At 73.5% G+C, this 14,612-nt stretch carries 14 protein-coding genes and 1 riboswitch; of the genes, 12 read left to right on the plus strand and 2 right to left on the minus strand.

All coding sequences use genetic code 11. The features are described 5' to 3' along the window. Window positions 1-29: 29 nt before the first annotated feature. Window positions 30-196: riboswitch (cobalamin riboswitch) on the minus strand. A gap of 217 nt (window positions 197-413) precedes the next feature. The 3 genes from putP to nadE all read left to right on the plus strand — a co-directional run bounded on the left by putP (window position 414) and on the right by nadE (window position 3,606). Beyond that, window positions 414-1,955, plus strand: a complete 1,542-nt coding sequence (putP, locus tag O4U47_RS02375; RefSeq protein ID WP_270675735.1) for a sodium/proline symporter PutP — start codon at window positions 414-416, stop codon at window positions 1,953-1,955. Between the two features lie 177 nt (window positions 1,956-2,132). Further along, window positions 2,133-2,690, plus strand: coding sequence for a putative glycolipid-binding domain-containing protein (locus O4U47_RS02380; RefSeq protein ID WP_270675736.1), 558 nt, complete (start codon window positions 2,133-2,135; stop codon window positions 2,688-2,690). A gap of 85 nt (window positions 2,691-2,775) precedes the next feature. Further along, on the plus strand, window positions 2,776-3,606 hold the full coding sequence (gene nadE / locus O4U47_RS02385) for an ammonia-dependent NAD(+) synthetase (protein ID WP_270675737.1): 831 nt from the start codon (window positions 2,776-2,778) through the stop codon (window positions 3,604-3,606). Between the two features lie 27 nt (window positions 3,607-3,633). Here the strand turns inward: nadE and O4U47_RS02390 are convergent, their stop codons facing one another. Continuing rightward, window positions 3,634-4,602: a nucleoside hydrolase gene (locus O4U47_RS02390; RefSeq protein ID WP_270675738.1), complete on the minus strand. Its 969-nt coding sequence runs from the start codon at window positions 4,600-4,602 to the stop codon at window positions 3,634-3,636. A gap of 221 nt (window positions 4,603-4,823) precedes the next feature. Here O4U47_RS02390 and O4U47_RS02395 point away from each other — a divergent pair, with 221 nt between their 5' ends. The 7 genes from O4U47_RS02395 (at window position 4,824) to O4U47_RS02425 (ending at window position 10,773) form a co-directional block, all read left to right on the plus strand. Further along, complete coding sequence (locus O4U47_RS02395; RefSeq protein ID WP_270675740.1) at window positions 4,824-5,729, plus strand: ribokinase; 906 nt, start codon at window positions 4,824-4,826, stop codon at window positions 5,727-5,729. 49 nt (window positions 5,730-5,778) lie between these two features. Further along, window positions 5,779-6,462, plus strand: a complete 684-nt coding sequence (gene deoC, locus O4U47_RS02400) for a deoxyribose-phosphate aldolase (RefSeq protein ID WP_270675742.1) — start codon at window positions 5,779-5,781, stop codon at window positions 6,460-6,462. Window positions 6,463-6,521: 59 nt separating this feature from the next. Continuing rightward, window positions 6,522-7,340 carry a GntR family transcriptional regulator gene (locus tag O4U47_RS02405; RefSeq protein WP_270675744.1) on the plus strand — a complete coding sequence of 273 codons (819 nt, stop codon included), beginning with the start codon at window positions 6,522-6,524 and terminating at the stop codon, window positions 7,338-7,340. Between the two features lie 186 nt (window positions 7,341-7,526). Then, the gene (locus tag O4U47_RS02410) at window positions 7,527-7,991 is read left to right on the plus strand and encodes an ATP-binding protein (RefSeq protein WP_270675746.1); all 465 of its coding nucleotides are present in this window, start codon (window positions 7,527-7,529) and stop codon (window positions 7,989-7,991) included. Window positions 7,992-8,188: 197 nt separating this feature from the next. Continuing rightward, a complete protein-coding gene (locus O4U47_RS02415) occupies window positions 8,189-8,668 on the plus strand; it encodes a nitroreductase family deazaflavin-dependent oxidoreductase (protein WP_270675748.1) in 480 nt (159 codons plus the stop codon). A gap of 11 nt (window positions 8,669-8,679) precedes the next feature. Next, window positions 8,680-9,570, plus strand: coding sequence for an aminoglycoside phosphotransferase family protein (locus tag O4U47_RS02420; protein WP_270675750.1), 891 nt, complete (start codon window positions 8,680-8,682; stop codon window positions 9,568-9,570). A 549-nt stretch (window positions 9,571-10,119) separates the two neighbouring features. Further along, on the plus strand, window positions 10,120-10,773 hold the full coding sequence (locus tag O4U47_RS02425) for a hypothetical protein (protein ID WP_270675752.1): 654 nt from the start codon (window positions 10,120-10,122) through the stop codon (window positions 10,771-10,773). A 103-nt stretch (window positions 10,774-10,876) separates the two neighbouring features. Here the strand turns inward: O4U47_RS02425 and O4U47_RS02430 are convergent, their stop codons facing one another. Then, entirely contained in the window at window positions 10,877-12,463 is a 1,587-nt protein-coding gene (locus O4U47_RS02430; protein WP_270675754.1) for an OmpA family protein, read from the minus strand. 224 nt (window positions 12,464-12,687) lie between these two features. On the opposite strand from O4U47_RS02430, the gene O4U47_RS02435 reads away from it, so the two are divergent. Then, window positions 12,688-13,701, plus strand: coding sequence for a Dyp-type peroxidase (locus O4U47_RS02435; RefSeq protein ID WP_270675756.1), 1,014 nt, complete (start codon window positions 12,688-12,690; stop codon window positions 13,699-13,701). Next, complete coding sequence (locus O4U47_RS02440; RefSeq protein WP_270675758.1) at window positions 13,702-14,508, plus strand: family 1 encapsulin nanocompartment shell protein; 807 nt, start codon at window positions 13,702-13,704, stop codon at window positions 14,506-14,508. The last annotated feature ends 104 nt before the right edge of the window (window positions 14,509-14,612 follow it).

Genomic DNA, 14,612 nt, shown 5'->3' on the forward strand with positions numbered 1-14,612 from the left:
CGTCCTCTCCGGGGTCCGCGCCCCTGGTCGGCGTCATCGTGCGACGGGACAGTCTCCTGACTCCCGGATCCGCGCGTCGCCCGGCCTTCCAGCGCTCACGCGCCGTGGCCCTGCGTGGGGTCGGCTCCCCGGTCACAGTGGCGGGACCGTGCCGGATTCGCACCGGCTTCCTGGCTCCCGTCGCGCCTCCAGCCTACGGGGGCGGCCGGGCGCGGAACCGGTCAGGTCCCGTGCTGTGCGATCGGACAACTCGCGGGACGTGTTCTGGCCGGTCAGACAACTATGGGGCACGAATGTGACGGGCCCGTCTCAAAGCAGTGGTGAAGTGCATATCGGTCATTGCGCCCCACGTCACACCGCGTACAGGATGCGGGGGTCATCACCGTCCTGAACAGGAGAGAAGGAGGCCAGGCGTGGACAAGTCGCTGTTGGCGTCCATCCTCACCTTCGCCGCGTACTTCGTGGTGATGGTGGGAATCGGTCTGTGGGTCTACAAGCGCACCGTGTCGCTCTCTGACTTCGTACTCGGAGGCCGCCGGCTCAACAGCTGGGTCGCCGGTCTGAGCGCGAACGCCAGCGACTTCAGCGGGTGGCTGCTGCTGGGCCTGCCCGGCGCCATCTACCTGTCGGGGCTCGGCGAGGCGTGGATCGCCGTCGGCCTGGCGCTCGGCTTCGCCGGGAGCTGGATCCTCATCGCCGGGCGGCTGCGCGTCTACACCGAGCGCGCCACCGACGCCCGGAGCGGCGGCGAGTCGGACTCGCTGACGCTCTCCTCCTACCTGGAGAACCGCTTCTCCGACCGCACCGGCCTGCTGCGCGGCGTCTCCGCCGTGCTGATCCTGGCCTTCTACCTGTTCTACGTGGCCTCCGGGCTCGTCGGTATGGGCGGGCTGTTCGAGCAGGTCTTCGGTATGAGCCCGGCCATCGCCATCATCGCCGGCGTGTCCATCGTGGTCTTCTACACCTTCCTCGGCGGCTTCCTCGCGGTGAGCTACACCGACGTGGTGCAGGCGGTCATGATGTGGATCGCCCTGCTGGTCGTCCCGATCGTGGCCGTCGTGGCCGTGGTCTCCGACACCGAGAGCGAGGTCGACGGGCTCGGCTCGGTGCTGGGCGGCTTCGAAGGCGGCGGCGTGTTCGACCTCGGGGCCTTCCTCGCGCCGGTGGCGATCATCTCCGGCCTCGCCTGGGGCTTCGGGTACCTCGGCCAGCCGCACATCCTCGCCCGCTTCATGGGCATCCGCTCGGTCAAGGACGTGCCCCGGGCCGGCGTGGTCAGCGTGGCCTGGGCCGTGTCCGCGATGGCCCTCGCGGTGGTCATGGGCTTCTCCGGGGTCGCCTTCTTCGGCTTCGACACCGGCCTGGACGACCCGGAGCAGGTCTTCACCGAGCTCATCCAGGCGCTGATGAACCCGTGGGTGGCCGGGCTGCTGCTGGCCGCCATCCTGGCCGCGGTGATGAGCACCGCCGACTCCCAGCTCCTCGTCGCCTCCTCGGCGCTGACCGAGGACGGCTACCGCGCCTTCCTGAAGCGCGACGCCTCGGCCATGTCCCTGGTGTGGGTCAGCCGCGGCGCGGTGATCGCGGTCGCGGTGGCCGCCGCCGGGATCGCGCTGAGCGGCAACCAGTCCGTGATGGACCTGGTGGGCTACGCCTGGGCCGGGTTCGGCGCCGGGTTCGGCCCGGTGATCCTGCTGTCGCTGTACTGGAAGCGGATGACCTGGACCGGCGCGCTCGCCGGGATGGTCGGCGGCGGCGCGACCGCCGTCATCTGGGACATCCTGGACGAGAAGGTGCTGGGGACCGGGCTGTACGCGATGGTCCCGGCGGTGGCGGTGAGCGTCGCGGGCATCTTCATCTTCAACGGCCTGGGCAAGGCCACCGACGCCATGGCCGAGGACTTCGACCGCGTCGACGCCGAGTACCGCGAGGCCAAGCAGCCCGTCGGCGCCTGACGCCTCCCTGTCCGAACGCCGTCCCTGACCGACCCCCCTCACTGGAACGGGTCCCGCGTACCGTCCGCGCGGGGCCCGTTCCGCGTTTTCGGAGCCGTCCCGCCGCATCGCCCGACGTTCATGCATTGTGATGGGGGCGTTCTGGTGCGTAACGGGCGCCACCGGTAGAACTGACGCATGTGCGAACTTCCCGCCGCGTGGCGCCGCCTGGGCGGCGAGGGCACGGGGGTGGGCACGGTCATCGCCGAGCGCGACGGGTTCCGCCTGGAGGCGGCGGAGGCCGCCGCCGGGGAGCGCCCCTACGGCGGGCGGCTGACCGTGCGCACGGACCTGGCCTGGGCGGTGCTCCGGGCACGGGTGGAGACCGTGACCGACCAGGGCATGCGCGCGCTCGACCTGCGCCGCGACGGGGCGCTCTGGAGCGTCGACGGCACGCGCCGCCCCGACCTCGACGGTTGCGTGGACGTGTGCGCCCCCTGCACCCCGCTGACGGTGACCCTGCCCGTCCGCAGGCTGGGGCTGCGCCGCGGCGAGGCGCGCGACGTCGCGATGGCGTGGGTGGAGGTGCCCGGCCTCACCGTGCGCAAGGTCCTGCGCCGGTGCACCCGCCTGGAGCCCTCCGGCGGCCGCGAATGCTACGAGATCAGCGACGAGGCCCTGGGGACCGTCACGGTGACCGTCGACCGCGAGGGCGTCCCCGTCGACATCGAGGGCCTGTACGCGCGCGCCGCCTGAGGCCCCGGCCCGGCCCCGGGGTCGGGCCGCCGCCCCCGGCGCGGGATAATCCCGGAGGACAGACGCAGCCCCGGGGAGGACCCACATGAGCGCAGCCGACCTGAGCGACGCCCGCAGGCAGATCATCCGCGACCTGGAGGTCGCCCCGGAGTTCGACGTGCGCGGAGAGATCGAGCGCCGCGTGGCCTTCCTGGCCGAGCGCCTGTCCTCCACCGGCGCCCGCGCGCTGGTACTCGGCATCAGTGGCGGGGTCGATTCCAGCACCGCCGGGCGGCTGTGCCAGCTCGCGGCCGAGCGGGTGCGCGAGGGCGGCGGGGAGGCCGAGTTCATCGCCATGCGGCTGCCCTACGGCGTGCAGCGGGACGAGGACGACGCCCAGCGCGCGCTGGGGTTCATCGCCCCGGACCGCGTCCTGACGGTGGACGTGCGGCCCGCCACTGACGGCCTGGCCGACGCCCTGGACAAGGCGGGCCTGGAGTACGACGGCGACTCCGCGCGCGATTTCGTCATCGGCAACGCCAAGGCGCGCGAGCGCATGGCCGCCCAGTACGCCGTCGCGGGGGCGGCCGGAGGGCTCGTCGTCGGCACCGACCACGCGGCCGAGGCGGTCACCGGCTTCTTCACCAAGTTCGGCGACGGCGCCGCCGACCTGGTTCCGCTCACCGGACTGACCAAGCGGCGCGTCCGCGCGGTCGCCGCCGAGCTGGGGGCGCCGTCGGCCGTCGTGGACAAGACCCCCACGGCCGACCTGGAGACGCTGAGCCCGCAGAAGCCCGACGAGGACGCGCTCGGGCTCACCTACGAGCAGATCGACGACTTCCTGGAGGGGCGCCCCGTCGACGGGCGCGCCGAGGAGGCCCTGGTGGCCCGCTACCGGGCCACCGCGCACAAGCGGGCGCTGCCGGTCGCGCCCTGAACAGCGTCCTGAACGGAGTCCGGCCCCCTACTCCGGGGCCCGGATCTCCCGCGACGGGGTGGTCGGGGTGGACAGCAGCCCCTTGATGTAGGCGAAGAAGCCGTCGGCGTCGACCTCTTCGACCACCTCGGCGTTGGGCTCCAACCCGTGCACGCCCCACGACATCGCGGAGTAGCCGCGGGTGAGCTCGCCCGCGGTCTCCACGTCCACGTTGTAGCGGGACGAGGTGCGCACCAGGTCCGGGCGGAGCAGCACGGCGGCGGTGAGCGAGTCGGGATGGGTGGTGCCGTCGATGCCGACGCTGCGGTCGAACTCCAGCGTCGCCGCGCACACCCGGGTGAAGAAGTCCGACAGCGGCGTGCCCAGCGCCGCGATCTCCTTCAACCGCTCCTCGCCGAACACGGCCTGGCGCAGGGTGAGCGGGTCCCACGGGACGACGGTGACGGCGAACCCGGCCTCGAACACCGTCTTGGCGGCCTCCGGGTCGACGTAGAAGTTGAACTCCGCGGCGGCGGTGATGTTGCCGCGCCCGTTGTTTGACCCGCCCATGACGTAGAGCGCCTTGACGTTCCGGGCGAAGTCCGGGTCCTTGACGGTGGCCATGGCGATGTTGGTGAGCGGGCCGATCGCCACGACCGACAGCTCGCCCGGGTTCTCGGCGGCCATCCGCACCAGGGCGTCCACGGCGTGCTCGTCCTCGGTGGACAGGTCGGCGTCGTCCATGGACAGGCCGCCGGCGCCGTCGCCGTGCACGTCCTCGGCGCTGATCCACGGGCGCACCATCGGGCGGCGGCAGCCCAGGTGGACGGGGACCTCGCCGAGCCGCCCGGCGGCGCTGAGCGTGAGGAAGGCGTTGCGCACCTGGCGCTCGAACCCGACGTTTCCGGCGACCATCGTGATCGCCCGCAGGTCCGCCCCGGGGTCGAGGAGCCCGGCGAGCAGGGCGACGCAGTCGTCCTGGGCGGTGTCAGTGTCGATGATCAGGGGAACGGGCATTGACCCCTCCACGGGCGCGATTTGTCCATCGTTTGTCGACTGCGCCCTCCGGGGGTCGACCGGCCGCCGTCCCCGTCCGCGCGTCGCCTGAGCACGCTATGCCACGGATCTGACGTGCGTCAATCGGTCATGTCGGGGCATGTGGACAGTGGAGGGGCCGGTGGGGCATGGGGTACAAATGTATAGAGGTGTCCACCCCCCCTTGGAAGTCTGGTGAGAGTATGCGGATCGCGGTCGTCGGCAGCTACGGCGCGGGCCTGACCATGCGCACGCCCCGGGTGCCCGCCGCCGGGGAGACCCTCGGCGGCGGCGTGTTCGCCTCCGGGCCCGGAGGCAAGGGGTCGAACCAGGCCATCGGCGCCGCACGCCTGGGCGCGGACGTGTCCCTCCTGACGGCGATCGGCGCCGACGCCTTCGGAGATGAGGCACGCGACCTGTGGTGCGCCGAGGGCGTGGACGCTTCAGCGGTGGTCACCGCCGAGGCGGCCACCATGGTCGGGGTGATCCTCGTCGAGGAGGGCGGGGAGAACCGCATCGTCATCGCCCCCGGGGCCCTGGAGGAGCTGCGCCCCGCGCACGTTGAGGCCTTCGCCGGGAGCATCGCCCAGGCCGATCTGATGATGACGTGCAACGAGATCCCCGGGGAGACCGTCTCCGCCGCCCTGCGCACCGCGCGGCGGGTCGGCACCCCGGTGCTGCTCAACCCCGCCCCCGCCCGCGCCCTGGCCGCGGACGACGCCGCCCTCGTCGACCACCTGACCCCCAATCTCGGCGAGGCGCGCCTGCTCACCGGACGGGGGGAGGACGCCGGTCCCGAGGCGCTCCTGGGCGCGCTGCGCGGCCTCCTCCCCTCCGCCACCATCGTCCTGACCTGCGGGGCCGATGGGGCGTGGGCCGACGACGGCCGTGAGCGCACGCACGTCCCGGCTGTGCGGCCGCCCCGTGTCGCCGACACCACCGGCGCGGGGGACGCCTTCAACGCCGCATTCGCCGCCGCCGTGTGCGCCGGGCTGCCCCTGCGCGAGTGCGTGCGGCGCGCCGCCGCCGCGGGCGCGTTCGCCGTCTCGCGGCACGAGGTCCTGCCCGGCCTGGGCCGCCCCGCCGACCTCGACGCACTCATCCGCTGACCGGGCGCCGTCCCACGACCCGCCGACCCACGACCTGAGGAGAACCACCGTGACCGACGCACAGCGCACCGCCGCCTCCCTGGCGCCCTACATCCAGCACACCGCCATCGACACCGGCCTGACCCGCGATGACATCGTCGCCCACTGCGAGGAGGCCGCGCGCTACGGCTTCAACGCCGCGATGATCCCCGCCTCCTGGGCCGGGCTCGCGGCGGAGGTCCTGAAGGGCACCGGCATCGCCGTGGCATCCGCCCTGGACTTCCCGACCGTGGGCGTCATGACCTCCGAGGGCAAGGCCGCGGAAGCGCGCGCCATCGTCGCCGCCGGGGGAGAGCAGATCGACATGGGCGTCCAGGTCGGCTGGCTGCGCAGCGGAATGGAGAAGGAGTTCCGCGACGACATCGCCGGGGTGGTCGCCGCAGGCGTCCCGGTCAAGGTGATGCTGGAGCTCCCGCTGCTCAGCGCTGACGAGCGCGAGCGCGCCGTGGAGCTGGCCATGGACGCGGGCGCCGCCTACCTCAAGAACGCCAGCAGCGGCGCGGTGGAGGTCGCGAACCCGGAGAGCATCGGTTACCTGGCCGCGCGGGTGCGCGACGGGGTGAAGGTGAAGGCCTCCGGGGGCATCAAGACGTTGGAGCAGGCCCGCGCGCTGCTGGACGCGGGGGCGTCGCTGCTGGGAACGAGTTCCGGTGTGGCGATCGTCAGCGGCGGCGAGGGCACGGGCTCGTACTGATCGGAGGACCGAGGAGTCGGTAGGGTTCCCGGGGAGCACGAGGGGCACGGAGGAGCGACGTGGACGGCGTGGACGCCGCCGGGAGCGGTACGGGGCTGGCGGGGGCCGTCTCCCGCGGCGCGCCCGAGCCGCTGAACGAGCAGATCTCCCGGGCGGTGCGCGAGCGCATCGCCACGGGGGCGTGGCCGCCGCACTTCAAGCTCCCCGCCGAGCCCGACCTCGCCCGCGAGCTGGGCGTCAACCGGGGGACGGTGCGCAAGGCGCTGGCGTCGCTCACCGAAGAGGGCCTGCTGGTGCAGACCCGGGGCCGGGGCACCTTCGTGACGTCGGGCAAGGCCGAGCCCGCGATCGCCCAGCGCCTCAGGTCGCTGTCGGAGGACTTCCGGGAGCAGGGCATCGAGGTCCGCTCCGAGGTCGTGGACGCACGCCTGGTGCGCCTGCCGGTCACCGTCCAGGCGCTCCTGGGGGCCGAGGCCAACACCCCCGGACTGCGGCTGGTGCGCGTCTTCCGCGGCGAGGAGGGGCCGCTGGCCTACCTGGTCAACTACGTGCGCGCCGACCTGTGCCCGGGGATCGACCGGGTCGACTTCGCCCAGGAGTCGCTGTTCGGCACCCTGGAGCAGCGCTACCGTCTGGACATCACGGAGGGGCGCCGCTCCTTCAGCGCCGAGCCCGCGCGCGACGAGGCCGCCGAGGCGCTGTGCTTGGAGCCGGGGGCGCCCGTGCTCTACCTGGAGCAGGTGACCTACACCCGCGGAGGGCAGGCGGTGGAGTACTCCGACGTGTGGATCGACAGCTCCCGGGTCAAGGTCACCTCGCTCCTCGACCGCGGCCCTGTGCCGCCCCGGCCGGACGCCGGGGACCCCGCCTCGGCGTAGCCGGGGCGCCGACCGGCGAAGGGGCCCGGCCGCTATCGGCCCTGCTGTGGTCCCGCGGCGAAGAGTCCGATATCGTCCGGCTGCACAGGGCCCCGCACCGCCAGGCGCGCACCGCGGCGCGGAGCCGATCCGAACCGGCCGTCCGCCCACCCCTGGCGCGGCGGTATGCCCCCCGGCGGTGGCCTGATGAACGAGACCGGAGACGCCACGTCCATGGTCGGTGACGCCCCGGCGCTGGACGCGCGCCGGACCTTCCCCGGCGACCCCGAGCAGTGCCGCGAGGCGCGGCTGTGGGTGCGCACGGTGATGCGCCCCTTTCCGGACGCCGCCGACGCCGTCGAGGTGGTCGTCAGCGAGTTCTTCGGCAACGCCGTCCGGCACACCGCCTCCGGGGAGCCCGGCGGTGAGGTGTCCGTGGAGCTGTCCGGGGGCGACGGTCGCCCGATCCGCCTCAGCGTGGTCGACCAGGGGAGCCGTTCGGACCGCCCGGCGACCGCCGCCCGCGTCCTGGCGCCGACCCTCAGCCGCCCCGACGGCCGCGGCCTGTTCCTGGCCGCCGCTTTGAGCAGCGAATGGGGCCGCTCCCCCCTCGACGGGACGGGCACCATGGTCACCTGGGCCGAGTTCCCCCCGGAACGCCCCCACCTCTAGGCACCGTCCGGATCCCCGTTGATCTCGGGAAATTCGACGCTAAAGCCGCGCTTGTAGCGTCGAATTTCCCGAGATCAACGACGGAGGGGCCGGTCGGGGGCTCGAGGAAGGACGTGGGGGACCCGCCCCGCCGCCTCTCGGAGCGGGCACGTCCCGCGGTATAGCCTCCCGCCAAAAGACGGAAGCAGGGGGAAGCCATGGAGGAGACTGGGAAGCCGAAGCGGCCGTCGGGGGTGGCGCGGGCGCTGTACCGTATGCCCGTCCACCTGTACCGGTGGAACCTCGGGTGGCTCATGGGCGGGCGCTTCCTCATGCTGAGCCATGTCGGGCGCCGGTCGGGGCTCGTGCGGCGGACGGTGGTGGAGGTCGTCGACCGCGACGCCGCCCAGGGGGCCTACACCGTCTGCTCCGGGTTCGGCCCCGGATCGGACTGGTACCGCAACCTGCTCGCCGAGCCCAAGGCCGTCATCCAGGTCGGCAACAAGCGGATGAAGGTCACCGCGCACCCCCTCGACCCCGAAGCCGGGGCCGAGGCCATGGCCCGCTACGCGGGCCGCCACCCGCGCTCCGCCAGAATGCTGGCGGGCTTCATGGGGTTCCGCGTCGACGGGAGTGAGGCCGACTTCCGCGAAGCCGGGCGCCGCCTCCCGTTCATCCGCTTCGAGCCCCGCCGGTAGTGTCGCGGGACATGCACGAGGTCTTCGACAGCGCCACCGCCCGCTCCGTAATGGAACGGGCCTGCGTCGACGCGGGCCTGCCCTCCCAGGGAGCCCAGCAGATCGCCCTGGGGGAGAACGCGGTGTTCGCCCTGGAGGGCCCCGGCGTCGTCGTGCGCGTCGGACGGGACGCCGGGCTGCTGGAGCGGGCCCGGCGCGAAGTGCGCGTGGCCTCCTGGCTGGCCCGCGAAGGCGTCCCCGCCGTCCGCCCTGCGGACGGGGCGCCGGAGCCCGCACTGGTCGACGGGCACCCGGTCTCCTTCTGGCGCCGCCTCCCCGACCCGGTGCGCCCGGCGGGCGGCGCGGACCTGGCCGGGCTGCTGCGCCGCGTCCACGCACTCGGGCGCCCGCCCTTCCCCCTGCCCCCGCGCGACCTGCTGTCGGGTGTCGGGCGCTGGCTCGCCGCCGCCGAGGGCCACATCGACCCCGCCGACGCCGACTACTTGGCGTGGCGGCGCGACGCGTTCGCCGAGAAGTCGGAGGGCCTGGCGCCGCTGCTGCCGCCCGGCCCGGTGCACGGCGACGCCCTGCTGCGCAATGTGCACGTCGGCCCCGACGGGCCGGTCCTGGTCGATCTGGAGACCGTCGCCGACGACATGCGCGAGCACGACCTCGTCGTCATGTGGCTGATGCGGGACCGCTTCGGCATGCCGGAGGAGGAGTACCGCGCCTTCACCTGCACCTACGGGTGGGACGTCTCCGAGTGGGAGGGCGCGGCGGTCCTCCGGGGCGCCAGGGAGACCGCGAGCGCGGCGTGGGTGGCGCAGCACGCTCCGGGCGACCCCCGGGCCCGGGCCGAGTTCGAGCGGCGCGTGGCCTCGCTCAGGAACGGGGACCCCTCCGTCCGCTGGCGCCCCTTCTGACGCGCTTCCGGACCGGTCCCCGCAGGCCGTCCGCCCCTCCCTTCCGCTCCTCACCCTCCGTCGCGGCCGAGGTGGTCCGCGGGTGCGCCCCTGGGCCGCCCGCGGGTTCCGGAAGTCCGGGAATTGGCCGGATCCGGTACGTGTGCCGGAAGAATGTTGACATTTGAACATGGGAAGGTCGATGCTGTGCGGCGACGGTTCCGCTCACGTGGGGTGATCGGAAGGGCGGCGCCGTCAACGGGCGCCGCCACCGGGGAGGAGGGGGCTCAGGGGCGCGCCCGCGGCGGGGGCCGTCCCACGCGACGAATCCTTTCCCGACCCGTTCCGGGCCGCGTCCCGGGTGTTCGCCACCTGGCACGGCGATCCGTCCACACCCGGTGGACCGGCCGGAGCGGCGCGGTCCGGGCCCCGGGCGCACCCGCTGTGCGTCCGGGCCCCGGACCCGCGTGGGAACGCCCCTCCGGGCGCTTCTTGCTACCGTGCGGTGTGCCGTCCCCCGGCCGCCGGACGCCCTCCGCGCGGCCGCCGTCCCGAGCCGGAGAGTCCCCCATGCGCGTCACGCCGATTCCCCGCCCCGCCCGCGCCGCCGCGGCCGCCGGATGCCTCGCCGCCGTCGGCGTCCTGCTGGCGGGCTGCAGCGGGGGCGACGTCGGCGACGGGGTCGGCGACCTGGAACTGCCCGACCTGGGCGCGATGGTCCCCTCGGCCTCGCCGTCCGAGGAGGCCGAGGCGCCCGCGGCCCTCCCGGCGAGTTGCGCCGAGGCGGGCGCCGCCGAGGCCGTCGGGGGCAGCGTCCCCGCGGGGGCCCAGCTCGAAGAGGAGAGCGGCGCCATCGAGGGCGCCGACGGCGCCGAGCGGCTCGGCTGCGTCTGGTCGGGCGAGGGCGCCTCGGTGGCCGTGGTGTACGCGCTCAACGCCGACACCGCCGACCTCACCCAGGTGCTGCAGGACACCGGGGGCGGGCCCGAGGCCAACTGGGAGGTCGACGTGGACGTCTACGGCGACACCTACCACTCGGAGGACGCCGACGCCGTCGGCGGCGAGCTGGAGTACCTGGCGACCGCGGGCGACACCACCCGGTACGTGCTGCTCACCCTGCCCGGCGACGTCCGGGTGGCCGCCGCCGCGACCGGCGGCGGCCTGGAGCAGGAGGAGCTGGAGCGGATCGCCCTCGACGCCGGGCAGCGGATCGTCACCGACTAGGAGCCCGCGCGGATAGGCGGGCTGACCCCGCGTTGATCTCGGGAGGAGCGCCCCTGAAACCGCGTTCGTTGGGTCGGTTCTCCCGAGATCAACGAGGAGCGCCTCAGCCCTCCACGGGCACGTCCTCCAGCACCCCGAAGGGGCCGGCGCGCATGTCCAGCTCCTCGACGTCCTTGCCCGGCGCCGGGAACACCGCCACCACCTGGTAGGTGTTGCCCGGCTGCAGGCGGTACACCTCCTCGGCGAACCCGTCGTAGCGGCCGTCGCCGAAGTTCATCTGCGCCACGTACCGCACCAGGCCCGTCTCGGGCTCCAGGAGCTGGAAGCCGCCCAGCGAGCCCTCGCTGAACTGCTCGGGGCCGCCCGCGACCTTCTGTTCGAGGCCGCCCATGTCCGGGAGCACCGCCTCGTCGCCGGTGTTGGTCAGCTCCACCGTCCCGATGACGTAGGCGCCGTCCCGCACCAGCGGGTACACGTCCAGCCGGACGCCGTCCCGCTCGGTGCTCGCCGCGGTGCCGCCGGGGTCGTCGCTGAAGGGGGCGGGCCAGTTCACGTGGCGGTCGGCCACGCCCAGGCCGCCGTCGACCGACTGGTCCTCCTCCTCGACGTCGTCCTCGCCCGGGCGGGTGACGGTGTAGGAGAACTCCACCCGCCGGTTCCGGGCGCGCGCCTGCTCATCGTCGGGGCCGCCCTCGCGGGCGATCGGCTCCTTGCTGCCGCGGCCCTCCACCTCGTAGGTGTAGTCGTCGCCGATCTCCTCGACGAGGAGGTCGCGGACGGTCTCCGCGCGCTTCTCCGACAGCGTCTGGTTGTAGGCGTCGGTGCCCTTGCCGTCGGTGTGCCCGATGACGGTGATGGCCGGGTCGTCCGGGTCGACGTTGGCCGCCAGCGACGCGGCCGCCTGGCGCACCACGCCCTCGGCCTGGGAGGTCAGCTCGTACTCGTCGAACTCGAACATCACGTCCGAGTGCAGCGAGATCGTCTCGGTGTCGCCGTCGCGGGTGGTGGAGGCGATCTCGGAGTCCACGAAACTCTCCACCGCCCCTTCCTCGGCGACGGCGTCCTCCCCGGGGCGCCGGTTCTCGAAGACGAGGTTCTCGCCGTCGGCCGGCGGGTCGTCGACGGTCAGGTGGTCCGGCCCGTTGGGGTCCTGCGGGTCCGCCCGCTCCTCCTCAACGTCCTGGACGGGGATGCCGGTCATCGCCCCCAGCCCGCTGCCGACGAAGGTCACCTGCTCCACCTCGTCGGGGAGGCGGGGGAAGTAGCGCCGGTACTCGTTGGTGACGCCGTCGTGCACCGGGTACAGGCCGTCCCCGTTGGGGCTGACCGACCCGTACTTGAGGCCGTCGGCGTCGAAGTACTCGCGCCACACCCGCCCGGTGACCGAGTCGACCAGCGTGTGCGCCATGCTCAGGTTGCGGTTCGCGCCGGTGAAGCCCTCCGGGTAGGAGACCTCGTAGTACATCACCGTGTACTCGCCGGTGCGCTCCAACCCGGTGATGGAGAAGCGCATCTCGTTGTCCTGCCCGGTGTCCTGGAAGATGCGCCCCTCCTTCGTGTAGGGGAACTCCTCCCGCACCTGGGGCGGGCCGCCCCCGAACCAGTCGGACCAGTCGCCGCTGCAACCGCTCAGCAGCAGGGCGCCCGACACCGCCAGGGCCGCCGCCGCGAGGATCCGTTTCCGCGCCATGCGGGTGATCTCCGATCGTTCGTGGGGGACGCGTGCGGGGACAATCCTGGGGCACATCGGCGGGCGGAGGCGAAACGGGGCGCACGGGACCGCCTTGACCTGGGGGCGGGCCGCGGCCGACCCGGCATTGACCCGGCGCGGGTAGGTCCGGTGGGGACGCGCCCGGTACGGGCCGGGCGACGCGCCCGCGCCGCGGGCGGAGCCGCCGACCGCGAGGAGAGCCCATGCCCCGCGCCTCCGGGCGCCCCCGGCCGCAGCCGGTGCTGGCGCCGCTGACCCGCTCCGCGATCTTCCTGACGGCGGTGGTGCCGCCCGGCGGGGAGGAGGGGGCGCGCGAGGTGCTGGGGTCGCTGGAGGCCCTGCAGCGCTCCGTGGGCTTCCGCAACCTGGGCAGCGGGCTGGCGTGCGTGGCCGGGGTCGGCTCGGCGGTGTGGGACCGCCTGTTCACCGGCCCGCGCCCGGCCGGGCTGCACCCCTTCCGCGCCCTGGACGGCGGGGCGCACCGGGCCCCGTCCACCCCCGGCGACCTGCTGTTCCACATCCGGGCCATGCAGATGGACGTGTGCTTCGAGCTGGCCTACCAGCTCATGGCGGCGGCGGGGCCGTCGCTGCGGGTCATCGACGAGGTGCACGGGTTCCGCTACTTCGACGAGCGCGATCTGCTCGGGTTCGTCGACGGCACGGAGAACCCCACCGACACCGAGGCCGAGGAATCGGTGCGCATCGGGGACGAGGACCCGGCGTTCGCCGGGGGCTCCTACGTGGTCGTGCAGAAGTACGTCCACGACATGGCGGCCTGGGAGGCGCTGACGACCGAGCGGCAGGAGGCGGTCATCGGGCGCACCAAACTCACCGACATCGAGATGGACGACGACGTGAAACCCGCGGACTCGCACGTCGCGCTGAACACCATCACCGATCCGGACGGCACCGAGCGCAAGATCGTCCGGCACAACATGCCGTTCGGGCGCGTGGGCGACGAGGAGTTCGGTACCTACTTCCTCGGCTACTCGTCCGCGCCGGACGTGACCGAGCGGATGCTGGAGAACATGTTCCTCGGTGACCCGCCGGGCACCTACGACCGGATCCTCGACTTCTCCACGGCCCTCACCGGAGGGCTGTTCCACGTCCCCACGCTCGACTTCCTGGACGACATGCCGGACCCGCCGCGCGAGCGGTCCGGCGGCGCGTCCCTGGGCATCGGCGGCCTGAGAGGCATGAGCGGAGAGGAGAGCTGAATGAGCACGCGAGACAACCTCCACCGGTGGCTGGCGCCCGTCTCCGGCGCCGCCTGGGCCGACATCGAGGAGGAGGCCCGGCGGACCTTCCGGCGCCACGCGGCCGCCCGCAAGGTGGTGGACGTGCCCGAGCCCGACGGGCCGGAGCTGGCCTCCGTCGGGACGGGGCGCTCCTCCCCGGCGGCGCCTCCGGGGGAGGAGGTGCTCGCGCGCGTGCGCGGGTCGGTCCCGGTCGTCGAGCTGGAGATCCCGTTCGTGCTCGCCCGCGAAGAGGTCGACGCGGTGGAGCGCGGGGCGAAGGACGCGGACTGGCAGCCGGTCAAGGACGCCGTCGCGGGCATGGCGCTCGCCGAGGACACGGTGGTCTTCAGCGGCTACGAGGCGGCCGGGTTCACCGGGATCGTCCCGGGCTCCTCCAACGAGCCGGTCCCGCTGCCCGAATCGGTGCGCGAGTACCCCGACGCGGTCGGACGGGCGCTGCGCGCGCTGCGGGAGCAGGGCGTGGGCGGCCCGTACACGCTCCTGCTGGACGCGGACGCGTACACGGCGGTGTCCGACACGAGCATCCACGGGTACCCGGTCCGGGACCACATCAAGGAGATCGTCGACGGGGGCGTCGTGTGGGCCCCGGCGCTCGTCGGCGGCCTGCTGGTGTCGGCGCGCGGCGGCGACTTCGAGATGCGCCTGGGGGAGGACCTGTCCATCGGCTACCTGGACCACGACGCGACCCAGGTGCGGCTGTACCTGCGGGAGACGCTGGCGTTCCTGGCGTACACGGCGGAGGCGTCGGTGGCGCTCCCGGCATAGGGGGCGTGTGGGACGGCGCAGGGCGCGGCTCCGATTTCGGTCAACCTTCCCACGGAATGGGGGGAACCGATAAAGTCGTCCTGAGAGTTCCGGGTTGGCGTGTC

Source organism: Nocardiopsis suaedae (assembly GCF_027706745.1).
Lineage (GTDB): Bacteria > Actinomycetota > Actinomycetes > Streptosporangiales > Streptosporangiaceae > Nocardiopsis_A > Nocardiopsis_A suaedae.